Raw genomic sequence first — 24,025 nt, forward strand, 5'->3', positions numbered from 1 at the left:
CGCCGCCGACGATGCTGTAGCTCAGCGTCTGGGCCGGCAGGTCGGCATCCGTCGCGGTGACCGTCATCACGGCCGTGCTGTTCTCGGCGACGCTCGCACTGGCACCGCTGGTGATCGCCGGGGTGTTGTCGTTAACCGGTCTCACCGTCACCGCAATCGCCTGGGTATCCGTCAGGAAGCCGTCGCTGACCTGGACGGTGACGTCGTAGACGTTGTTGCCGCCCGCGTCGGTGGGCGATTCGTAGTTCGGCGCGGCGAGGAAACTCAGCGCGCCGGTGGTGCTATTGATGGAGAACTTCGCCGCATCGACCCCACCCGAGATCGAATACACCGGCGTGCCGCCATCCACGTCGGACGAGGTGACCGTCATCACCGCCGTGGTGTTCTCGGCCACGCTGGCGCTGGCGCTGCTGGTGACGGTCGGCGCGTCGTTCACGGCGGTGATGTTGATGGTGCTGGTGCCGGTGGCGGTCTTCGCCCCGCCGCTGCCCTGCCCGCCGCTGTTGCCGTCGCTGAAGGTCCAGGCAAGGCTGACGCTGGCGGGCGGCGCGTCGGACGAATTGGCGTAGGCGATGGAACTCATCACCTCGTTGATCCGCACCTGGGTGGCCGAGGCGTTGAAGGTGAGCAGCAGCGTGCCGGACGAATTGGTCGTCACGGTGCCGACATTCACGCCCGAGAGCAGCAGGCTGCCGCCCTGGGTGAGCGTGCCCAGGTTGCCCGACGCGGAGAACACGTCCTGGGCGTTGGCGCCGCCGCTGCGGGCGAGCGTGAGGGTGGCGCCGGCGTAGCTGTCGGCGGCGTTGAGTTCGGCGTCGAAGATGCGCACGCTCGAATCGATCACCGCCGCGCTGCCGTTCTCGGTGTAGCTGGCGCTGCCGCCGAGGCTGGTGGTGGCGGGGTTCGAGCGGGTGTCGAACTGGCCGTCGCCGGAGAGGCGGACGAGCAGCACGTCGTCGGTGGTGGTGTTGCTGTAGCCGGTGGCGACAACCCGCCCGTCGGCACCGATCGCCGCCGAATACAGGAAGCTGTTGGTGCCCAGGTGGGCGCTGAACTTGCCGTCGCCACTGAAGCTGGTGTCGAGGCTGCCGTCGCTCAACAGGCGCACCGCGGCCAGATCGGTGGAGGTCGCGCCGCCGATCATCACGATCCGGCCGTCCGACTGCAGCACCGTGGACCAGGACGAATCGTGACCGCCGAAATCCACGGTGACGATCCCGTCGCCGCCGCCAAAACCGGTGTCGATGGCGCCGGCGCTGGTGTAGCGGACGACAGCGAAATCATTGTTCGAGCCGTTGGTGGAATAGCCGCCGACGACGATCTTGCCGTCGGACTGGATGGCCACCGACTGGGCGATGTCGAAGCTGGCGCCGATGGGCGTGGTGACGATGCCGTCGCCGCCGCCGAAGCTGGTGTCGAGGCTGCCGTCGGTGTTGTAGCGCACCACGCCGAAATCCAGCGTGCCGCTCACCGTGGCACTGCCGCTCTGGACGAGCTTGCCGTCGGATTGCAGCGCGAGGCCGTAGCCGTTGTCGCTGCTGCCGCCAGCGATATCGACGCTGACCATGCCGTCGCCGCTGAAGCTGGTGTCGAGACTGCCGTCGGTGTTGTAGCGCACCAGGGCAAAGTTGCTGGCCGAGGTGCCGCCGAGGACGATCCGGCCGTCGGTCTGGACGACCATGCTCCAGGCTTCGTCGCCGGAGCCCCCGCCGAGGTCGGTGGTGACGATGCCGTCGCCGCCGCCAAAGCTGGTGTCGAGGGTGCCGTCGGCGAGATAGCGCACCAGCGCGAAATCCCGATGCAGGCCGTTCTGGGTGAAGCCGGCAACGAGGATCCGGCCTTCGGACTGCAGCGCCACGGCGTGGGCTTCATCGTCGCCACTGCCGATGGCCGTGGTGACCATACCGTCGCCACCGCCGAAGCTGGTGTCGAGGGTGCCATCCACGTTGTAGCGCATCAGCAGGAAATCGAGGTTGCTGCCGTTGCTCGAATAGCCGGCGACGAGGATCTTGCCGTCGCCCTGGACCAAGGTGGCGTAGCCCCGGTCCGCGGCAGCCCCGGGCGCGGTCGTCACCGTGTAGTCGGCAGCGTTGAAGCTGGGCGCGTCATCCACCGACGCGACCGAGATGTTGCGGGTTGCGGTGGCGCTCGTCCCCAGCCCGTCATTGACCGCGAAGGAGACTGTGCGCGTCGCGGTGACGGGCTGATCGGACGTATTGACATAGGTGACGCTGCGCAGCGCCGCCTGATAGTTGGCCACGGTGGCGCTGCCGCTGAGGGTGAGCACGCCTGTAGCGACGTTCCAGCTGCCGGTGATGCCCGACTGATCCGTGAAGGCCAGCGTGTCCTGGCCGCTGGCGAAGCCGCTGGTGATGCTCACCGTGGCGCCGACAGGGCTGTCACCGTCGGAATCACTGACCGTGACAACATTGTCCACTAACGTAGCACCTGAGTTCTCGGTGTAAGCAAGAGCCGATGCAGTCGTGGTGACTGTCGGAACATGGTTGACAAAGGGCTTGAGCGACAACCCCACCGCAGCCCACTCACCGGCACCGGCTCCGTTAGTCGTCCATGACATCGTCACTGAGGCCGCACCGGCCTCAGCACTGGAGCCTCCCCAAGAGTCGTTGCTACCGCTACCGACCTTGTCAGTCCAAAGCTCGCTTTGCCCCGGCCCGACAACCTGGCTGTCGACATCGCGATCGGCTACGGAGTCGACAACCAATTCGCCAACCGCCGAAACCAGCGTCAGTGACGGATCACCGCTTCCAGAACCGGCTGTCACGCTGCCAAACGGGTTATTTTGACTGACGTTGTAGAAGCTAGTGGCACCGGCCGTAGCGTTGGCACTGCCACTCAGGGATACAACCACGTTCTCCGTACCGCCAGAGGGCGCCAACAGATACCACATTTCTGCTCGCACCTTGCCACTCGGATCAACTTGGCTGCCCACGTGGGTCAACGCCGTACCACCATAGGTAACCGATGTTACGGGAACGTCTTTCCTCACCGCGACGGTGACGATCAGAATACCGTGGGTGGTGGTTGAAGTCGTGTGAGACCACGTCAGAGAAGTGGCCCCAGCGGTTATCGCAGACGAACTGGCGTCTACATGGATCTGTTCGTCTACGTTCGTAACGGTGATTGCCAGTGCCTGTGTATCAACCGCACTGCCGTCTGTAACCTGGACGATTACGTTGTAGATGTTGTCGGTGCCACTGTCGGATGGGTTCTCGTAGTCCGGCCCACTAATAAATCTCAACACACCGCTACTGGGGTCGATGTTAAATCTGGCGGAGTCAACCCCACCTACGATGCTATAGGTGAGCACATCGTTCTCGGCATCGGCTGCTGCAACCACGGAGACGGTTGTGTTGTTTTCGGCCATGCTGATCGCCGCCGAGGAGCCTCCACCGTTGCTGGTAATAATCGGCGGATCATTGACGGCCGTCACCGCCATCGACACCACCGCCGGCGCGCTGGTCAAGCCGGTGCCGTCCGAGACGGTCAGGCTGCTGCTGCGGGTGGCAGTGCTGGGGTTTTCGCTGGTGTTGCGGTAGGTGACGTTGCGCACCAGCGCCTGCACGGCCGCCACCGAGGCGTTGCTGTTGAAGGTGACGGTGAGCGGCGTGCTGCCATTGCCGAAGCTGCCGCTGTAGGTGCCGATGGTGGTGCCACCGTAGGTCACGTTGGTGCCTGACAGGCCGATCTGCCCGACACCCGTACCCTGATTGCGGATGCCCAGTTCGTCACTGGCCGTGCCGTTGGCGGTGATCTGGTAGATCAGCTGGCCACCGGTGAAGGTGGTGGTGTCCGCATCGGTCACGGTGGCGCCGGCGTCGTAGATCACCCCCGCGTTCTCCACGTAGGTGCCGCTGTAGCCGGTCAGCGTCAGGACGGGCGCCACCGCGTACTGGTAGCGCTGCATGAAGACGCCGTCGGTGTCGCCGGGGCCGTTGCCGTGCCACACCACGACCAGATGCCCCTTCTCGTCGGCCGCGATGCTCGGTACGTCCTGGTAGTCGGTGGTGGTGGTATTGACCAGCGTCTCAGCGGTCAGCGCGGTGCCGGACGAATCGTACTGGCGCATGTAGACGCCGTCGAAGCTGCCGTCCTGACTGGTGCTTTGCCACACCACCACAAACCCGCCTCCGGCCAGCATCGTCACCACCGGGTTCTGCTGCTGGTTGATGGTGGTGGTGTTGATCCGGAACTCGCCGCCCTGTACCGCGCCGCTGCTGTTGTAGCGCTGGCCGTAGATGCCGTTGCCGCTGCCGTCCTGATTGCTTTCCCAGACGACCACGAAGTTGCCGCTGCTGTCCATCGCCACCACCGGCAGATCCTGGTTGCTGGTGGTGTAGGTGCTCACATGGAATTCACTGCCCTGCACCACCCCGCTGCTGTTGTAGCGCTTGGCGTAGATGCCTTCATTGTCGCCGTCCTGACCAAAGCTCTGCCAGGCGATCACGAAATTGCCCGAGGCGTCCATGGCGACGCTGGGCTCGGTCTGGTTGTCGGTGGTGTAGGTGTTGACCAGGAACTCGGAACCCTGGGCCACGCCGCTGCTGTTGTAGCGCTGGGCGTAGATGCCGTCGGTGTTGACTGCGTCCTGGCTCCAGCTATGCCAGGCGATCACGAAGTTGCCGCTGGCGTCCATCGCCACCGCAGCTTCGAGCTGGTCGTAGGTGGTGGTGGTATTGACCCGGAACTCGCTGCCCTGGGCCACCCCGCTGCTGTTGTAGCGCTGGGCATAGATGCCGTAGCGGCTGCCGTCCTGGCTGTTGCTCTCCCACACCACCACGAAGTTTCCATTGGCGTCCATCGCCACCGTTGGGTTGCGCTGGTTGTCAGCGGTGTAGGTGTTGACGTGGAACTGCGCGCCCTGGGCCACGCCGCTGGCGTTGTAGCGCTGACCGTAGATGCCGATGCCGGTGTCGGTGGCGCCCGAACCGTCCATCCAGATCACGACGTAGTTGCCATTGGCGTCCATCGCCACCGTCTTGGTGGACCAGTTTTCGGTCTGGGTACCGCTGGTAGTGGTATTGACCCTGGTCTCCGACCCTTGGGCCGTCAGCGCCAGCACTCCGGACCATTCGACCTGCAGGTTCGCCGACGCAAACGGGGTCGCCTCGATCGCGCCGGTGCGCACTTCCAGATCCCAGTCGCCACCCAGCAGCGCGCTACCGGTCGGATCGTCACTGGCCGCCACATCGGCGCCGGTGAGCTGGGCCAGGGTTGCCACGAGGGACTGGCCGGCCTCGCCGTCGCCCACGTCACAGCCGTAGAGCAGCAGATCGGCGTCGGCCGACAGCGCATCGCCCCAGCCGGCGATCTCGCCCGCCCGCTGGAAGACCGATTCAGCGTCCAGCTCGCTGGCGCCCAGCTGGGCAACGCCGCTGGCGCCGTGGCCGATCACATGCACGGCGGAGACATCGCTGCGCCCGGCCAGCGTGCTGCCGATCACCGCGATGCCGTCCTCGTCGCTGCCGACCGCCACCACCTCGATGGGCCGCCCCGCCTGCTGCTGGGCCGAGAGATCATCAATGAGCGCCTGCATCTCTGGCGCGCGCGCATCAATAATAACCAGTTCGCTAACATTCCGAACCATACCAGCAACTGGCATATGAGCCCCCGCCAGCACCGCCGACATGAGCCCTATCGGACCGGAATCGGCCGAATACAGAATGCGCGACTCGAAGGTTTCAATTATCGGCCGGGAGGGAAGACCACGATCCACTCACGCTCCTTTCCAAGGCTGCTGCAAGGTGCGCGACTCGTAGCTTTCGATCTGCGCTCAGGGTGTCTACGTCAAGACGCCTGCCACACTTTAGCGCACCGATGTGAATCGGCTATGCCTAGCCGCTGCCTGGGTGGAGCTTGCCTCCCTCCATGCGGAAAACACGGTCACGGGGACTGACCATCTCGATACGATGAGTGATCGAAATCCGGGTCAGCCGACTGGCCTCAAGCCAGCTGCGGATACGCGTCTGATTGTCTACATCAAGGAAACTGGTCGCCTCGTCCATCAACAGCATCTCCGGCTGCTTGTAGAGCGCGCGTGCAAACAAGACGCGCTGCCCCTGGCCCGCCGACAAGGTTGTTCCCATGTCTCCTACCAGTGTATGTGCTCCCATCGGCATCTCGTCGATCTCATGCAGCACGGCCGCTGCAGCTAGACAATCGCGGACACGCGCCATGTCTGGGGCTTCGTCGAAGAAACTCACGTTATCGAGAACTGAACCAGAGAACAGCCGATCCTCCTGCATGACCGTGGCAAGCCGGCGGCGATAGTCGTCGAGCTGAATGCGAGCGAGATTCGTACCATCGACAAGCACTTCACCACGCGTCGGCTCGAGAATCCCGAGAATGATCTTGACGAGCGTGGTCTTGCCGCAGCCCGACGGGCCAAGCACCGTGATCGATTCACCCGGGGCGATGGTCAGATTGACACCCTGCAGCGTCCATGACTCGCCCTCGCCATAGCGGTACCACACATCACGTAATTCTATCGTGCAGCCTTGCCCCCCCGTGGTCAATGGCTGACGAATCTGGGTGCCGCTTTCCACAGGCGTCAGCACGATGTCGGCGAGCCGATCCCGCTGGATATTGAGAAGTCGATACTGAAACAATCTGTCGACCAACGCAGAGCTGCGAGACAGGAACTGGCTCTTGTAGGTGATAAAAGCCAGCAACATCCCGATGGTGAATTTCTTGTCCAAGATCAGGTGAGTTGCGAGCCATATCACGAGCGCGTTCTCGGCGGCGGCAATGACGCCATATCCAAGCTGATAAAATATGTCCAGTTTGCGGATCTGAATGCTGGCATTCACCGCGTCCACCTGAAGATTCAGCCAGCGAGCGCGGCGGGTATTCTGGAAGTTGAATAGTTTGATGCACTGGACACCGCGGATCGACTCCATCATGTACGAGTCGGCCAGCGCCGAGCGCACCACCACCTCCTCGTTACGAATGCGGTAACTCCGATAAGCACTGATCAGCAGCACCGTGTAGAGCGCAGCCGCAAGCGACACGATCAGCGTCAATGTCGTGCTGTAAAACAGCATGACGGTCAGCGCCAACAGCGCCATGATTCCATCGAGGATCGCCTCGACAAAACCCTGCGTCAGCGCCTTCTGCAATTCTGTGGTTGAACGCAGGCGCGAAACGACGTCGCCCAAGTGCCGCTTCTCAAAGAAGGACATCGGCAGCTGGAGCAAATGGCCGAAGACATTGGACATCCACTGCAAATTCATCTGGGTGCCCAGATGCACCACGGCCCAACTGCGAAAGGCCCGGATCGCCGCCTGTGTGGCGCCAAACAGCAACATCGCCAGGGCCAGTACGTTGAGGAGATCAAGGTCCATGGTGACGACGACGTCGTCGATGATCCACTGGTTGATCCAGGGCATGACGATGGACAAGACTTCGAGCGCCAGCGATAGCAGGCCGATCTGCACGAGGCTCGCGCGAAGCCCGCGCACCTTGCCCAGCAGATCGGCGAAACCGATCTGGGGGCGCTCCCGTCGCGGCTTGAAGGCCGGGGTGGGTGTCAACTCGAGCGCGACCCCGGTGAAGTGCTTGCCAAGCTCGCTCAGAGTGACCTTGCGCCGCCCCACGGCAGGATCCTGGATAGTGGCAACCTTGCCATCGAAGCTGACCAAGACGACAAAATGGCGCATGTCCCAATGCAGGATGCACGGTGTCTGCAACTCGCCAATCTCCGACGCTTCTAGCTGAAGGGGACGTGCCGCTAGATCAATTGCCGCGGCGATGTCGACCAGCATCTTGAGGTTGCCCCCTTTGAGGGACACCGGGAAACGTCGGCGCAGGGCGTCCAGGCTGACATCATAGCCATTGGCGGAGGCACACATCGCGAGGCAGGCAAGGCCACATTCAGCGGCCTCGGACTGCAGGATTTCGCGCACCTTCGGGAACGAGGAGAAGCGGAGATTCCGCAATCTTTCAGTCATTAATGCTGTCTCAGAACGACTTGCCGACCGCCAAGAGCGGGTCGAGTATCCATGAAATGAGCGGTTTCGACTCGATGTCGATATCCGCCTGCAGTGTCAAGCCGGGGCGCAGCAGCACGTCCTTGCCGTAGGCCTTGACGTAATCGTCATCGGGATGGACGGTCAGGCGGAAGAAAGTCTCGCCTTTATCCGCGAGGAAGGGAAAATGGCCTTGCAGGTCGCGGCTGGGCACATTCACCGCCGATACCGCGGTCACAACGCCCTTGTACTGCCCGAACTTCTGATAAGGAAACGCATCGTAGCGCAATCGCACGGCCTGCCCGGGACGGACAAAACCCATGGCGCGGCTCGGCACGAACAGATGAACCTCTATTGCGCTGCCCTCGGGCACCAGCGTACCCAGCGAGGCGCCGGCCTCGACCACTTGACCGGTATTGAGCAATATCGCGGTGGCCACCCCATCCACTGTGGCGGTAATCCGGGTCAATCGCGCCCCGCGGCGGATGAAGCGCTCCTGGTCATTCGCAAGCCCGCTTCGTTCGAGCGCGGTCTCTTCCGAATTTGCGCGCAGAGCCTCCTGCCGTAACTGGCTTACCGTCTGCGAAAGCTGTCCTTCAAGGGTCACGCGGCTGCGCTTAAGAGTTTCGAGCCGCGAGCGCTGCTCCAGGTAAGCGCTCATCTGCTGCTGGTATTGAACCTCGGGCACGATGCGTTCTTCGAACAGCGGGCGCAGCTTCTCGGTGAGCGTGCGCGCAACCGCGACTTGCTCTGACTGCAGGCCGATCTCCGCGTCGAGCAACTGCAGCTCGCTGCGCAGGCGCTCACGCTGCTGGCGAAGGACGCCGCTGCCTTCATTCGCCAGCGCAACCCGCAATCCGATCTCCTTGTCGATCCGGTTGCGCTGCGCCTCAAGTGCATCCTCGACAAGCCGCTGGGTATCGCCCAGGTCGCTGCGCCTGTCCTGGCCGAGCTCGAAGAGGACTTGCCCGGCCTTGACCGGATCACCGTCGGACACGAGCCGCCGCGTGACGACCCCAGCCTCGGGCGCGGTCAGGCGCACCGTGCCGGCAGACACCATGGTGATGCCGGTAACCCGCTCCTTGCGTGTGTACTCGCCCTTGACGAGGAGAAAGATCAGCGCACAGATAAACACCACCACGAAGGCGGTCACATAGCGAAGCGATAGCGGCTGCGCGAGCTGAATAGAGCCGCCCGGCTGGATCTGGCTATGCTTGAGGGCCTCATCCCTGAAAAGGCGTCTTGCCATGGAGCGATTCGTAAGTGTCCGGTCGTTCAGATGGCAACATCCACCGTACTGACCTGGTAGCGGATCACTATCCGGCGTTCGCGGTGAACGACATTGATGTCGCGGTAAAGACGGGGGTCGATAAAGTCCTTGAGCATCGGGGGGCGTGGGTCGGAAAAATAGAACGCCCGGGAGGCCTCCGCCAATCGGGTGCCCGCCAGCCCGAATTCGTCAGGATGCCGCACGCTCTGGATAACGCAGGGGATAAAACGCATCCCGGCGTTCGCGAGGGCGGTGGCGCGATGGTAGCCATTGTTCAACAGGAGCCGCCCCTCGTATTCGATCGCATTGAGCAGATTCGATCCAAAGCCGACCGCCAGCCCCAATATGGCGCCGACCTTCCCCGTGGGCATGTAGCCCGTAGTCTGCCCCTGCTGGAGGATCAAGGGTTCGAGGTAACGCAAGTCCTTGGAGGGCGACCGGAACACGACCATTTCCTCGCCATATTTTTCAAAGCTAAGGGGCGCCAATTCCTGATCGCTCCCCTGGCAGAAGCGGAAAAGGGCTGCCGGCCCCTTGAGTTTGGCGATACGGGAACACAATCGGTTCACATGATCCATCACGACATGGGGCTGATAGACGACCAGTTGGTGCAAATCCACCAGGGCGATGCGGGTCGGAAGGTCACCATAGCCCCGCATGAAACCAGACGACGACTGCAATTCGGCCTGGAGCGGGCGCATGGCCTGTGGCAACTCCTTCACCACCGGAGCATCTGCAATGCCGGCCTCCGATTGCCGCAACGCCTTCATGACATCCATGCAGCGATGCCAGTCATCGACGTGCTGGCTCACGCCCTTGCCGCGAGCATCCTCGGGTAGCATCTCTTCGACGTAATCGATGTACTCGGAAAGTGCGGTACTGGCCAGCAGGTAGCGTTCGCCCACTAGGCAGGCCGATGTTTGGAGAGATTCATTCATAGGTTACGGTGACCCTCGTCCTAGTCAGTCCCTGGGTCGTCTCGACGATCAAAAAAAGGATGTTGCCAGACTAATCGCCAGGTCAAGCAACGATTTGCTCACAATTCACCACAGCTACGTGCCCCACCCCGGCAGGCCTCCGCCGGCGGCAATTGCTCCCGAAACCGCCCGAGCGGCACGCATCGCCCGGTCGTGTGGCACGCCGGCGGACCGGACCCGGCCCGCTCAATCCGCATCCAATATCCCGTCCAGCTGTTCAAGCTTTCTATCATCCAGGTCGTCAAGCAGCGTGAGGATGCGTATCTGATTCATGACGGCGCCGCTACGCGCCCGAATCAACTCCTTCCGCACGTCCGAGATTTGGCGCTGGGCGTTCAGCACGTCAATGTTCGTCCTGAGCCCCGCATCGAAGCTCTTTCGGGTTCGCTGGGCCAACTCCATGGCCAGAGCCAGCGCCTCGGAATTGGCTTTGACACGCTCCTCGAACTTCGTGAAATCGCCCCACGTGCGATTCAGTTCGCTGGACAGCCGGCGCTCCGCCACCTCACTGTCATGCTGCGTCCGACGCAGTTGCGCAGCAGCCTCCGTTTCCGCGGCATTGATGCTGCCGCCCGAATAGATCGGGAGGTTGATCACGATCGACAGCACAGACGAACTATTCCGGTACACGCCGCCGGATACGTTCTGCCCCCGGTCGGTGTATCCCTGCATGTCGAGCGTCGGGAGATGGTCGGCGCGCTGGGCCGAAAGGTTTTCTCGCGCGGAGGAGATCGCCAACAATGCACGGTTCAGGGTCGGGTTGGCGGTTCGCAGGGAGTCTTGCGCCAGATCGAGCGACTGGGGCACCACCCGCGGAATCGCGACGCCCTCTTTCAGCGGAACCGCGTCGGCGGCAGGATCACCACTGAGGCGACGTAGCTCGGCCAGCTGGAAACTCAGGTCGCGGGTAACGGCTTCCAGGTTAGTCTGGATCACCAGGAGACGCAAAGCACTCTCATCCACTTCGGTCACCGAGCCAATACCCCCCTCCAGACGCCGCGCATTAACCCTTTGCTGGGCTCGAACGAGATCGCGCTCCTCGCTCAGGCTGCGGATGTCTTCCCGCAGGCTGACAACCTCCAGGTAAGCCGCGGCAACCTGAAACGATATCTCGTTCTGCACCTCCTTCAGCGCCAATCGGCTGTCTTCCACCGCGACTAGCGCGCCACGCACCTCCGCATGCAGGCGGGGCCGGTATATGGGCAATACGACCTGACCGCTCACCGACCGATAACCAAGCATGCGCGTGTCGCCGCCCGAATTGCTGAGAACCCCTTTGCCATCCTCCGCCGCCATCGAAACGTTGGGCAGCAGCCGTCCCCGGGCTTTGTCAACGCGCGCCACCTCGCCATCGATACGTGCCTCCGCACCGGAGACCTCGGGCGCTCCCCTGAACGCCGAAGCCATCAGGCTTCGAAGACCCTTCGAAGTGCTTCTTGGGGCAACGCCGCCAAGCGCAGGCACGGCCTTGAGCTGCGTCTCGAAGCGCAGCTCGAATCCAGCGGGAGCCGCACCGGCGTTGGCGGAGCGAAAGCTCGTCGCATCAAGGGTGGGCGTCTCCGCAAACACCGTCATGTTCGCGAAGGCGAAAATCAAAAAAAAGGCATACTTAACAATCAAATGTGTTTTCTTTAAAATTTGCAATTTATAAGATAGTTGTGACGTTTTTGTAATTATACCGCCAGGAAATGTGATCTCATAGCAGCGCCTGTTCATGCAAAGCATTGCACAAACATGGCATTCACCTAAACGAATCATTTATTGGAGAAATCACCATGCGTAAACTCGAACTCGGCGAACTGGTCCTCGTTAGCGGCGGCTGCGGCGCCACCGGCTCCAACGGCAGCAAGGCCACCAAGATCAAAGCCTCCAAGGTCAAGGCCAGCAAGCTCAAGGCTTCCAAGGCCAAGGGCTCCAAGGCTGGTTGCGTTCCGCTGCCGCCCTGCTGCTGCTAATTCGGCCACTGAACCGTCGATGCATGATGTGAACTTGATCATCATGCATCGTTTCAGTTTGAACTCATTAAGCTTGACTCGCCCTTGGTGCGAGAATTGTTTTGCTTAATTGAAAACGGAATATTTATCGATTTTAACAGATCAACTTAAAACCCTGCTTTTCCGGAAAAACTAAAGCAGAAGCATTTGTTCAAATAGGCCAACCTCGGAATTCAACGGTTTCGCAAAAAATGTCTTTTCTTGCTTTGCACTTGTTTGCGGTAAAGAAATAGTCTGGACCGATGTGGCTAATGCCGCCGCCGTTCCTTGAACGACGCGAGGCTCGAATCCATGCGCATGCCGCCCACGAGGCGGGCCCCGGCAACGGCGATGGGCGTCTGGGGCGATGTCTCGCCAAAGGTGATCCGGCAGCGCAGGCCGGCCGGCAGGGTGTTGCCGGGGTTGGGCAGCGCAAGACGCACGCGGAAGGTGTTGCTGGCCGCATCCACCACGCGGTCCACCAACGTCACGGAAGCATCCACCGGCCCCGCATTGGGCAGATCCGGCTTCACGCTGGCCACCTCGCCCACCCGGATGGTGCCGAAGCGGGCCGCCGGCACGATCACCTCGATGCGCAGCGGATCGATCTTTGCCACCTTGAAGATCGGCTTCTCTTCGACCCGCTCGCCCAGCGAGAGATAGCGCTCGACCACCACGCCATCGAAGGGGCTGCGGATCGTCCGCAGGCCCACCTGGGCCTCGGCCACGCCGACTTCACGGCTCCATACCCGCAGCTGTTCGCGGGTCTGCAGCACCTTCTGTTCGGCCACCTGAAAATCCGCCCGGGCCTGGTCGAGGGCCTGCTGAGCCACGTAATTCCTTGCCACCAGGTCCTCGGCCCGGCGCATCTTCTGGCGGGCCAGGTCACGGCTGGCTTCGGCGCTGTGCAGGTCGGCCTCGGTGGCGGCGCGCGACCGGGCGACTTCGGCGGTGGCCCGTTCGACGTCATTGCGCAGCACGGCCAGCACCTGGCCCTTGCGCACCACGTCGCCACGCTCTGCGCGCAGGCTGTCGAGCACGCCGATGACGGCGCTCCCCAGATCGGCCACCTTGTCGGGTTCGATCAGGCAGCCGAGGGTTCCCGATGAAGCTGCGCCTGCGGTTCCACCGGCCCCTTGCGGACCGGCGGCCGCAGCCAGTCCGGCCATTCCGGCCAGCCCCCAGCACGCGCAGCTCAGCATCCATTTCTTCATTGTCGTCATTCCCCGGGGCCGCCAAACGACAACCCCCGCTCCCACTCCCGATCCGCCTGCAACAAAGCCCATCGCGCCCGCCGCTCCTGGCCGGCCTGACGCCACTGGTACCAGCCCAGCAACACCCGCAGCAGCCGCGGCCCGACCTTCACCGCACCATCCGTCGCCATTCCGTACCGGCGCGCCAGCAGGCCCAGCAGCGGCACCTCTGCCACCCGGGCCACATCCAGGCTGATCCACGTCTCCACACTGCCCGGGTCGCCCTGGCGGGCACATCGCCCTTCCAGCTGCCGGTCGATCCGGCGCGACGCATTGAACTGGCAGCACATCACATGAAGCCCTCCCGCCGCCGCGACACCGGCCGCCAGCGGAATATCCGTCCCCCGCCCTGCCATGTTGGTCGCCACCGTCACCTGCCCCGGCTCCCCGGCCCGGGCCACGATGGCGGCCTCGTCGGCGTCGAAGCGGGCGTTGAGTACCGTGTGCGCAACCCCCGCTGCAGCAAGGCTGGCCGACAGGGATTCCGACTCGGCCACGGACGAGGTACCCACCAGCACCGGGCGCCCCGTCTGCCGGATCTCGGCGACCCGACGGGCGACGGCGTCCCACAAAGCGTGTCTTGCCCCGTATAAACGGCCCGGAAACGATTTTCTTGAGGCCGGAAGGCGTGACGGAATGCACACGATATCCAGTCCGTACACCTCCTGCAACTCGCCCCGGGCCTCGCGCAGCGTGCCGCTCATGCCGCACAGCCGGTGGTAGCGGGGAAAGAATCGCTGGAAGGTGATCTGAGCCAGGGTTTCGGTGGCGGGCGACGGCCGGCAGCCCTCTTTCAGCTCCACCAGCCCGTGCAGCCCGCGCGACCACACCCGGCCCGGCGCGGCGCGGCCGGTGATCTCGTCGATGATCTCCACCTGCCCGTCGCGCACCAGGTAATGCACGTCGCGGCGATACACGTGGCGCGCCGCCAGGGCCAGGGCCACCACCTCCTCGCGCAGCCTGCGGGAGCGCCAGCGCCCGCCCAGGGCCGCCACCCGGCCTGCCAGACGCAGCCGGCCGGCATCGGTGAGGCGCGCCTGCATCGCCGGCGCATCCACGCGGAAGTCGACGCCCGAAACCAGCTCGCCGGCCAGCGACCAGGCCTGCCAGAAGAAGGCCCGCGCCCCGCTGTCGCGCACCTGGCGGGAGAGGATCAGCGGCATCATCGCCTCGTCGATCAGCAGGCTGTCGGCCTCGTCCACCACTGCCATGCACAGCCCGCGCAGCAGCGGCTGGGCGGTGTCGCCGCCAAGGGCCGCCACCCGACGCTGCAGATCGCCTCGGGCATGGCCCCGGCGCTGCCCGTCGCGCAGATAATCGAAGACCAGCTCCCGCGCCGTCACGTAGCACACCGGCGCAGCGTAAGACGTACGGCGCCGGGCCTCGCTCATCTCGCCGGTGACGAAATCCACCCGCAGCCCGAGCCTGGCGTAGAAGGGCGCGAGGTTGGTCGCGTCCCGCTCCACCAGATAATCGTTGGCAGTGAGCACATGCACCGGCATCCCGGCCAGGGCACCGACGGCGGCGGTGAGCGCGGCGGAGAGCGTCTTGCCCTCGCCGGTGGCCATCTCGGCCAGACGGTTGTCGAGCATCACCAGCGCGGCGTGGAGCTGGGTGTCGTAGGCCGCCATGCCCAGGCTGCGCCGGGCCGCGTCCACGGCCGCCGCGAGGGCTTCGGTCAGCGCGTCGCCCGTCAGCCCGTCCCGCCCGAGGCGGCCCTGCAGCGTCCGCAGACGGGCGGCGAAGGCGGCTTCGTCGAGCATCCGCCAGCCCGCCAGCGCCGCACGCACGGCGGCGAGCTGCCGGCGGTATCCGGCCCGCTGCCACGGCCAGCTGCGCCGGGGCGGCTCCCGGCGTTCCGGATAAGCGCCCCACACCAGCCCCGGCAGGGGCGCACGCAGGTCGAGCGGCATCGTCACGTGGCAGGATTGAAGTTGCTGAGGAAAAGCTGTTTGAGCTGGCGCGCCCACTGCACGGCAAGCGGCGCCCAGCCGTGATCGAAACGCACCCACACCCGTCCGCCGGCCCGCTCGGGGATGAGACCATCCACCACCAGATCGAAGACGAACACCGGCGACGGCGTGCGCTGATGGTCTTCATCCGCCGGGTCGACCGCAAAGCGCCCACCGGCAAAGTCGCCCAGGGCCGGGCTGGGGAGTTTCTCGGTGGCCGCCGGCACTGCCCGCAGCAGCCGCGCCGGCAGCGTTTCGCCCGCCGACTCGGCCAGACGCACGCCCACCTGACGGGTGTCAGAGCGCACCAGCGCGGCCACGTCCTGCTCCACCGCCACCCGCACGGTGGCCGGCTCGCCGGTGAATACGTGGCCAAGCAGCGCGCCACGGGGCACGAAGGCGCCATCCACATCCACCTGACGGGGCATCGTCAGCTGGCCGGCCACACCGGCGCGCAGCACCAGCGCCTCCTGCAATTCTTCAACCCGCTTGAGCTGGGCCGTCACCCGCCCGATGTCGGCTTCCACATCCCGCGCCTTTACCGGGTCGCGCTGCATGGCCTGAAACAGATCGGCGTTGAGTCCCTCGAGCTGGCTGCGCAGTTTCGCTGCGTCGGTGACGAGGCGGGCATCCTCGAGCCGGAGCACAACCTGCCCGGCCTCCACCTTGTCGCCGTGCCGGCCTTCCATGCTCACAATGAAACCGTCAGTGCCGGCCCGTAGCTGGGCCTGCTCCGGAATCCACACCACGCCCTGGGCGAGGGTCGAGAACGGCACCGGGATCACCCCGATCAGCAGCACCACCGCCACCGACAACCCACCCGCCACCCGCAGCGCCCGGCGCCGCTGGGTCTCGGGCAGCGCCATGCGCAGCAGGCCGTGCCAGAAACCAAGCACCGGCATGCCGATCAGCGCGATCAGCGTGGCGACACCGGCGATCACCCCGAGCACCATCGACCAGCTCCCGATCCAGCCGACAATCGCGATCGACAGCCCCACCCGGTAGATCCACGAGGCCGGCGCGTAGAACACGAGCCACGGCCGCTCGCCCCGCCCCGGCTCGGGGGACGGCACGCCGGCCACATGCAGCAGCCGGTTGAGCAGCAGATGGCGCCAGAAGGCACGGCTGCGCCCCGACAGATTGGGCAGGTCGAACAGATCGCACAGCACGTAATAGCCATCGAAGCGCAGCAGCGGATTGCCGTTGAACAGCACCGTAGACACCCCGCCGACCACCGCAACCACCAGCGCCAGATCCTGCACCAGCCCCGGCTGGACGAGCGCCCAGACGATCAGCGCCAAGCCGGCGAGGGTCAGCTCGGTGATGATCCCCGCGGCGCTCACGATCACCCGCTGGCCCGCATGACGGAAGGCCGCCGCCGCCGACGCATCGACGAAAGGCGCCGGCGTGAGCAGCAGCAGGCTGACGCCGGTCTGATGCACCTCGCCCCCGAAACGCCGCACCGCCAGCCCGTGGGCCAGCTCGTGCAAGGCCTTGATCGGCGGATAGAGCAGCCACGCCATCAGCAGAAAACGCGGCGTGCCCATCCAGGTGCGCGCCGCCGACGACAGGGCGTCGACATGGGTGGCCGCCACCAGCCCGCCGGCGCAAATCACGGAGAGCCACACCAGCAGCATCTGCCACGAGAAGATCACGTAACGCCAGCGATCGAAGCGCTTCAGGAAATCGTTCGGGTCGCCCAGGCGTACCCGGAAGGCCAACGGATTCACGCCCAGACGACGCTCCTGGCGCGCCTCCTGGTGCTGGCGGCGGAAGATCGCCTCCACGTCCGGCGTCACCTCGCACTGGATCAGCCCGCGCTGGTTGAGCTGCACCAGCAGTTGCACGATCTCGTCCTGGGTGAGCGCCTGGTCGGGGTCGTCGGCGAGCAGCGCCTCGGCCAGCGCATCCACCGTCCGGGTGCCGTCGCAGCGCCCGACGAAGGCGTAGGCCGCGGCGTTCATCCGGTGGAAACGCCCGCTCACCGGATCGGCGAGCACGTACCACACCTCGTCGCGGTAGATCTGCCGACGCACCCGCACCTGCGACCGCAGGCTCGGATGGAGGCCCGCCACCCGGTACCACTGGCTGCTGAAGGCGCTCGGCCCGTTCATCTCAGTGCCCCAGCCACGACCACACGCCGATCCGCATCCAGTCGATCAGCCGGTGAGTCCAGGCCCACGCCAGGGGCTCGCGCCCCACGGCAATCTTCGCCACGCCGCGCAGCCCCGGGCGCAGGTTGTCGGGCTGGGCCGACAGCGCCGCCTCCACCTCGAACACGTTGCGCCCTTCCACCGCGCTGGCCATCGGCGTGATGCGGGTGACGGCCAGCGGCAGCGTGTCCCAGGGCAGCGCCGACAGGGCCAGATGACCCACCTGCCCCACCCGGATGCGGGCGATGTCCCGCTCATCCACCTCGACGATCACGCGGAAACGCTCCCGCGGCGCGACCGTCAGCAGCACGTCGCCCCGCTGCACCGGCGCCCCGAGGGACTGGCTGAGATCACCGCGGATCACGACCCCGTCGAACGGCGCCTCGATGCGGATGCGCCCGAGCTGCTGGTCCACCAGATCGAGCTGGGCGCGCGCCTCCTCGGCCTTGGCCTGGCTGACGACCAGCTGGGCGCGATCAGCCCGCGCCATTGCGGCGCCGTAGGCGTTCTCGTGCTGGGCAAGCTCGCTGGCCCACTTGCTGCGTTCGAGCTGCAGATCCTGTTCAGCCAGTTCGGCCAGCACCTGGCCGGATTTGACCAGATCGCCCGGACGAACCAGGCTGCGCTTCAGGAAGCCATCGACCGGCGCCACCAGCACCCGCTGGATCGCCCCTTCCACCCGGGCGTTGCCGCCAACCCGGTACTGGAACGGCACCAGCAGCAGCACCGTAAGCGTCACCAGCGCCACGCCCAACCCAAGCCGCAGGCGGCCACCAGCGGGCGACCGGAGCGCCGCCCAGCCGCGCCTCAGGTGATCCCGCAGTCGCTTGCGCCAGGGCCGCTCGCCGTGACGCATGTAATGCAACACCGGGCCGACCAGCGCCACCGCGTGCTCCCATTCCATCATCACGGCCGGATCGGGCGCACTCCCCTGGCGGAACTGTAGCAGCACCGCGCCCACCAGCTCATGCTGAACCGCGATCGGGATGGTGCACACCACCCCGCCCTCCTGGCGGATGAACTCCTCGTGGGACAGGATGATCCGCGGCGGCAGCTCGGGCGGCGCAGGGGCGATGACCGTCGCGGCCTGCTCGATCGCCTCGTCCATCGCCGCACCCATCGCCCGCAGGGTGTCGGTGCTGCCGTCACCCAGCGCGCCGTGAGACAAGGCGACGACCCGCGAGAATCGATCCTCGACAAAGCCGACGGCCACTCGCTCGCAGCCAAGCCGCGTGGCCAGCTCCGAGGCAAACGCCGTCGCGGCCGGCCCCAGACGCGGGTGGGACACCACAGCCGCCTGCAGGGCAAGCACTTCGAGGGCCGAAAAACCGGAAGAAGGGGCCGGGGACTGGGGGTTCAGGGCTGCGGTCCTTAGAGAATATCGTCCTCGTATTGACGACGCAGCGCCGGAAAACTTTAAGCCCGCCCGCCCCCGGCTGCGCACCCTGTCACGGCACCGCAGCCCAGGCGCAACGGGGCATCCCCACCGGCAGGCTTTCGGCCGGCACGTTTTCAGGGCGCATAAAAGCCGATGCCCCCTTCACCGCTGGGTGAAGGGGGCATCGGCCAGATGCTGTCACCAGATCCGGCAGGCGCCGGACCGGTCTGCTGCGCTCAGCGCTGGGCGGTCAGCTGGGCCAGGAAGGCGGCTTCCTTTTCGGCCGGGAAAGCATGCTGAGCCATCACGCGCTGCACAGCGTGGGGATCACCACCCTCGCCTGCCACCGAAAACTCGATGCCAAGCTGCCGGCCGTTGGCGGCCAGGGTCATGAAAGCCGTCCTCCAGCGCTGGCATTCCGCCAGACGCTCACGCACTTCACTTTCGTTGCTGATGACGACACCAGCGGCCTTGAGGGAATCCAGAAACTCTGCGTAGGACTCGTTGCAATAACTGCCCATCGACTTCTCCTGTTAAATCCGGCGATCTCTCGCCTGTGATCCCTTAACGCGGTGTATCGATCGGTGGATGACACGATTTCAAAATAATTTCGGACTTTTTTCCGTCACCCGCGGCCGCACCTTCAGCCCGCATCAGATGTGGAACCGGTTGAGCGCCGTCCGCAGCCCCTCGGCACTTTGGGACAACGCCTGCGCCTCGCCAGAGATGGCGTGGGTGGCCACCGCCGAGCGATCGGCCATCCGGGAGATCAGTTCCACGTGACGGGAGATTTCCTGGGCCGCGACGCTCTGCTCGGCCAGCGAGTCGGAGATCCGGCCGACGATGTCGCCCACACCATCGGCGCGACCGGTAATGAGATCGATCGATTCGCCGGCCTTGCCGGCATGGCTCACACCGGCATTCACCCTGCCCACTGCGCTCTCGATGCAGCCGAGCACCGACTCCTTGGCGCCGCGCATGTCGTTCATCATCCGGCCGATCTCGTCGGTCGCGGTGGTGGTGCGCTCAGCGAGTTTGCGCACTTCGTCGGCCACCACCGCAAAGCCACGGCCAAGCTCGCCGGCCCGGGCCGCCTCGATGGCGGCATTGAGCGCCAGCAGGTTGGTCTGATCGGCGATGCCCTTGATAATCGTCACGACTTCCGACGCCCTTTCGGACTCGCGGCCAAGGGCCTCGACCCGCTCCACAGCGGTGCCGATCACCCCGGCGATGCCCGACATCTCCCCAACCGCTGCCTTCACGACCTGACTGCCCTCGACGGCGGCCTGACTGGAATCGGAAGCCAGCCGCCGGGCCTCGGTGGCACTGTCGGCGATCTGGTTGATCGAGGCGGTCATCTCCTGCACCGCCGCAGCCATCGCGCTGGTGGAATTGTTCTGGTCGCCGACACCCTCGGCGATGCCGACCGATGCCGCGGTGAGTCGCGCAGCCAGCGCCTGAAGGCTATCTGCCGTACCCCGCGCCTCGGCAAGGGTGCGCCGCAGTTCGTCCTGCATCCGCGCCACGGCTTGCAGCAGCGGGCGGGATTCGATGGTCGACTTGTCGAAGGTGTAATCCAGCCGCCCCGCGGAAACCCGCTGCGCAAAGTCGGAAACCACCACGCCGTCGAGCACCATGCCACGCAGCAGCCCGGCGATGTAGCACAGCAGCCCGGTCTCGACGACTACGTAGGCTGCATGCACGAGCACCCGTCCGATCCCATCCACCTGGGGGAATACGTAGACTCCGGCGCCGGTTGCCTGCAGCCAGGCAAAGCTGAGGTGATGGACGGCGATGAGACCTGCCGCCGCGATCAACGGCCGCCAGTCACAGTAAAGCACCAGAAATGCCAGGAGCGCGAAGATGCCGAAATGGGCTTCGATGGTGCCACGGGTCTGGTGGATGAGCAGCGCCGAGAAGATCATGGCCGAGCACGCGACGGCGATCCGCGTCACCAGCCTGCCCTGGGCACCACGGCTGATCAGGAGAGGTACCAGGAAAGCCGGCACACCCACCCCCAGCACGGCGCCCCATTCACCAAAATAGGCGGCAACGCCGAGGCATAGCAGCAGATGCACGCCCAGGGCACCGATCAGCAGGTTATCGGCGCGGGCCCGGAAGGAAGACAGGCCGTCGACGGACGGCCGCGAGTCGTGGGCGGTCATGATCGGCCACCCCACGGGGGCTGCTGCACTGCGCTGCAGATGTCGCCACGCAGAACGGCCTCGACCTGCATCGACCAGAGCTGGGCAGCAGAGACGGCAAGCCACCCACCCAACAACAACCAAGGCCATACAGCCTTCAGCTGATAGCCAGCGGAACACGGGGTTCCATTACCTGCGGTCACGATCGTGGCTCCCATTGAACAAGTTGAACACTCGTCCAATAACGACCCGATCTGTCTGTCCTTTAAATCGCGCCCTCTGCAGGCGCCCGCGGTAGCAGGCCTTCAGCCGGTGAGATGGGCCAGGATCGGGTTGAGCATGGCCGCGCCGAGGCGCTTGCTCCGCTCGCCGTTCCAGCCGGTGACACCATCGGGCAGGTTGGCGTTGTCCTTGAAGGGCATCTCGAGAGTGATCGACACGCAGCCGAAACGATGGGCGACCCACTTGGAGGCGAGGGTCAGCAGTTCGTCCTGGAAACGCCCCGCGAGATAGCCGTGCTCGGTCTGGAAATCCGGGCTGGCGGCCTGGAAGACTTCGACGAAGCGGGCCTGACGGGCGCGCTGGGCATCGGAAAAGCCCGGCACTTCCTCGGCGGTGGAGAAGAAGACATACGGCAGCGCCTCGTCGCCGTGGATGTCGAGGAAGAGCTCGACCCCGCTCGCTTCCATCGCGTCGCGCACGGCCAGCACTTCCGGGCTGCGCATGGCGCTCGGGTCGCGCCATTCGCGGTTGAGGTTGGCGCCAGCGGCGTTGGTGCGCAGATTGCCGCGGATCGCGCCGTCCGGATTCATGTTGGGCACCACGTACAGCACGGCTTTCTCCCGGATGCGCCGCGCCACCGGATCGGCGCTGTCGAGCAGGCGTTCTAGCAGGCCTTCCACGAACCATTCGGCCATGCTCTCGCCCGGATGCTGGCGGGCGATGATCCACACCGGCAGCTTGCCCGGGCCGGCGCGGCCGACGGTGACGAGGTCGAGGTCGCGCCCATCGACGGTCGCGCCCAGATTGCTGACCGACGCAAAGGCCGACATCTCGACGCGGCCCAGCAGGTCCAGGTGACGTTCGTGGGAGTACGGCTCGAAGTAGGCGTAGTAGATGCTGTTGCGCTCGGGCCGGTGCTCGACGATCAACTGGCCGTTTTCATAGCGCGTGCCGGCGATGCGGAACCAGTGGCGGCGGTCGTAGGAGGCCACGCAGCGGTAGCCGGGCCAGCCGTCGGGATAGGCCGCGTCGGCAGCGTTCTCGAAGACGAGGCGCACGTCCTGCCCGGCCGCGCCGTGGAGCCGGAAGTGGAACCACTGGCGAAAGGTCGAATCCCCACCCACGCCCTGGTCGGCCCGCAGGCGCAGGCGGATGTTGTCGGGGCGCTCGATGGACAGCACCTCGATGGCGCCGGCGTCGAAATTGCTGCTGATGCGGAGGGTCATGGCGGGGCGGAAATCAGGTGATGAGATGGGTGACGGCGTACAGCACGAGGCCGATCAGGCCGCCGACGAGGGTGCCGTTAAGCCGGATGAACTGCAGGTCGCGGCCGACGCTCTGCTCGATCTCGCGCACCAGGTCTTCGTCGTTCCAGGCCCGCACAGTGCCGGCAATGTGGCGCGACAGCCCTTCGCGCAACTCGGGCGCCAGGGCCTCGACGCTCTGCTCGATGTGCTCATTGACCGAATCCCGCAGGGCCGGGTTGGTGGCGAGGCTGGCGCCGATGGCGCTGGCGGCCGAGGCGATCTTGCGGCGCACGCGGGAATCCGGCTTGCCGAGATCGCTCGCCAGCCAGCCGCGCAGGTCTTCCCACAGGCCCTGCAGGTAGGTGCCGACGCCGGGGTGGGCGAGGAAATCCCGCTTGGCCTGCTCGATGCGGGTGCGGAAGCCCTCGTCGTGCTGGAGGCGCTCGATGTAGCGGTGGATGACCTCGTCGAAGGCCGCGCGGCGCGGGTGGTTCGGGTCGTTGGCGACTTCGGCGAGCAGGCCATTCACGCCGGTGACGATACCGTTGGCGACCTTCTCGCCCAGCTCGGCAGGGTTGATGCCGACGAGGCCGAGCATGGCGACGATCTTCGGGTATTCCTTGTTCGCCACATCCACGATCATGCCCGCAAAACCCTGCTGCACGCCGGGCTGGCCGAGCCAGTCGGCCAGCTTGGAGAGGCCGTCGTCGAGCAGGCCCTGGTGGCGGCGGTCTTCGGTGAGCAGGTTGAGGACGCGACCCACGGTGCCGGCCAGATCGAGATCTCCGGCGCGGCGGCGCAGGGCGTGGAGCACCAGCCGGCGAACCCGCCGGTCGTCCATGAAATCAAGCGACTGGACCGCCACCACCGCCAGCCGGTCGGCCAGCAGGCGGGCGTTGCGCTCGTCCTGCAGCCAGGCGGCGATGCGCTCGGCCGGGTTCGCGGCGCGCAGGCGGCCGACGAGGGAATGGGTGTCGAGGAACTTGTCGCGGATGAACACCGCCAGGTTGTCGGCCAGCCGTGCCTTGTTGCGCGGCAGGATCGCCGTGTGGGGAATCGGCAGGCCCAGGGGCCGGCGGAACAGCGCCACCACCGCAAACCAGTCGGCCAGGGCGCCGATCATCGCCGCCTCGGCGAAAGCCGCCAGCCACGGCAGCCCTTCGCGACGGGCGAAGACGAACAGCACCGTGACGGCCACCAGCAGGCCGGTGGCGAGGAACTTCATGCGGGCCAGCGCGGCCGCCTTTTCGGGAGATGCCATCTGCCCTGCCCCCTTTTAGTCGAGCCGCCGACGGAAGACCCAGTGGCCTTCGTCGGAGGCTTCCGGTGCGAAGGCGTAGCCGTCGCTGTTGAAATCCTTGAGCTGCTCCACGTCCTCGACACCGTGGGTGATGGCGTGGCGGGCCATCAGGCCGCGGGCGCGCTTGGCGTAGAAGCTGATGATCTTGTAGCGCCCGCCCTTCCAGTC

15 protein-coding genes are annotated in these 24,025 nt (G+C 65.3%); 1 reads left to right on the forward strand and 14 read right to left on the reverse strand.

Features of this window, described 5'->3' with window-relative positions:
- The 5 genes from Q0672_RS11505 to Q0672_RS11525 form a co-directional block, all read right to left on the reverse strand.
- On the reverse strand, positions 1-5,557 hold a 5,557-nt coding region (locus tag Q0672_RS11505; protein ID WP_298622295.1), incomplete at its 3' end, for a DUF4347 domain-containing protein.
- Positions 5,558-5,855: 298 nt separating this feature from the next.
- Positions 5,856-7,970: a peptidase domain-containing ABC transporter gene (locus Q0672_RS11510; protein ID WP_298622297.1), complete on the reverse strand. Its 2,115-nt coding sequence runs from the start codon at positions 7,968-7,970 to the stop codon at positions 5,856-5,858.
- A 10-nt stretch (positions 7,971-7,980) separates the two neighbouring features.
- Positions 7,981-9,237 carry an HlyD family efflux transporter periplasmic adaptor subunit gene (locus tag Q0672_RS11515; protein WP_298622299.1) on the reverse strand — a complete coding sequence of 419 codons (1,257 nt, stop codon included), beginning with the start codon at positions 9,235-9,237 and terminating at the stop codon, positions 7,981-7,983.
- 26 nt (positions 9,238-9,263) lie between these two features.
- Positions 9,264-10,163 (reverse strand): hypothetical protein, encoded by a 900-nt coding sequence (locus Q0672_RS11520; RefSeq protein ID WP_298622301.1) that lies wholly within the window; start codon positions 10,161-10,163, stop codon positions 9,264-9,266.
- A 258-nt stretch (positions 10,164-10,421) separates the two neighbouring features.
- Positions 10,422-11,951: a TolC family protein gene (locus Q0672_RS11525; protein ID WP_298622303.1), complete on the reverse strand. Its 1,530-nt coding sequence runs from the start codon at positions 11,949-11,951 to the stop codon at positions 10,422-10,424.
- A gap of 59 nt (positions 11,952-12,010) precedes the next feature.
- On the opposite strand from Q0672_RS11525, the gene Q0672_RS11530 reads away from it, so the two are divergent.
- Positions 12,011-12,190 carry a hypothetical protein gene (locus tag Q0672_RS11530; protein WP_298622305.1) on the forward strand — a complete coding sequence of 60 codons (180 nt, stop codon included), beginning with the start codon at positions 12,011-12,013 and terminating at the stop codon, positions 12,188-12,190.
- A 287-nt stretch (positions 12,191-12,477) separates the two neighbouring features.
- Here the strand turns inward: Q0672_RS11530 and Q0672_RS11535 are convergent, their stop codons facing one another.
- From Q0672_RS11535 to yaaA, 9 genes are all read right to left on the reverse strand, one after another.
- Complete coding sequence (locus Q0672_RS11535) at positions 12,478-13,410, reverse strand: efflux RND transporter periplasmic adaptor subunit (RefSeq protein WP_298622307.1); 933 nt, start codon at positions 13,408-13,410, stop codon at positions 12,478-12,480.
- A 17-nt stretch (positions 13,411-13,427) separates the two neighbouring features.
- The gene (locus tag Q0672_RS11540) at positions 13,428-15,374 is read right to left on the reverse strand and encodes a preprotein translocase subunit SecA (RefSeq protein WP_298622322.1); all 1,947 of its coding nucleotides are present in this window, start codon (positions 15,372-15,374) and stop codon (positions 13,428-13,430) included.
- A 2-nt stretch (positions 15,375-15,376) separates the two neighbouring features.
- Positions 15,377-17,527, reverse strand: a complete 2,151-nt coding sequence (locus tag Q0672_RS11545; RefSeq protein ID WP_298622309.1) for a PqqD family peptide modification chaperone — start codon at positions 17,525-17,527, stop codon at positions 15,377-15,379.
- 1 nt (position 17,528) lies between these two features.
- The gene (locus tag Q0672_RS11550; RefSeq protein ID WP_153159457.1) at positions 17,529-18,854 is read right to left on the reverse strand and encodes an HlyD family efflux transporter periplasmic adaptor subunit; all 1,326 of its coding nucleotides are present in this window, start codon (positions 18,852-18,854) and stop codon (positions 17,529-17,531) included.
- Positions 18,855-19,180: 326 nt separating this feature from the next.
- Complete coding sequence (locus Q0672_RS11555) at positions 19,181-19,465, reverse strand: hypothetical protein (protein WP_153159458.1); 285 nt, start codon at positions 19,463-19,465, stop codon at positions 19,181-19,183.
- A gap of 132 nt (positions 19,466-19,597) precedes the next feature.
- Positions 19,598-21,109, reverse strand: a complete 1,512-nt coding sequence (locus Q0672_RS11560; RefSeq protein WP_298622314.1) for a methyl-accepting chemotaxis protein — start codon at positions 21,107-21,109, stop codon at positions 19,598-19,600.
- A 284-nt stretch (positions 21,110-21,393) separates the two neighbouring features.
- Positions 21,394-22,536, reverse strand: a complete 1,143-nt coding sequence (locus Q0672_RS11565; RefSeq protein ID WP_298622316.1) for a M14-type cytosolic carboxypeptidase — start codon at positions 22,534-22,536, stop codon at positions 21,394-21,396.
- Between the two features lie 13 nt (positions 22,537-22,549).
- A complete protein-coding gene (locus Q0672_RS11570) occupies positions 22,550-23,818 on the reverse strand; it encodes a DUF445 domain-containing protein (RefSeq protein WP_298622318.1) in 1,269 nt (422 codons plus the stop codon).
- A 15-nt stretch (positions 23,819-23,833) separates the two neighbouring features.
- A partial coding sequence (yaaA, locus tag Q0672_RS11575; RefSeq protein ID WP_298622320.1) for a peroxide stress protein YaaA occupies positions 23,834-24,025 on the reverse strand: 192 nt, incomplete at its 5' end.

The organism is uncultured Zoogloea sp., assembly GCF_937894855.1.
GTDB lineage: Bacteria > Pseudomonadota > Gammaproteobacteria > Burkholderiales > Rhodocyclaceae > Zoogloea > Zoogloea oryzae.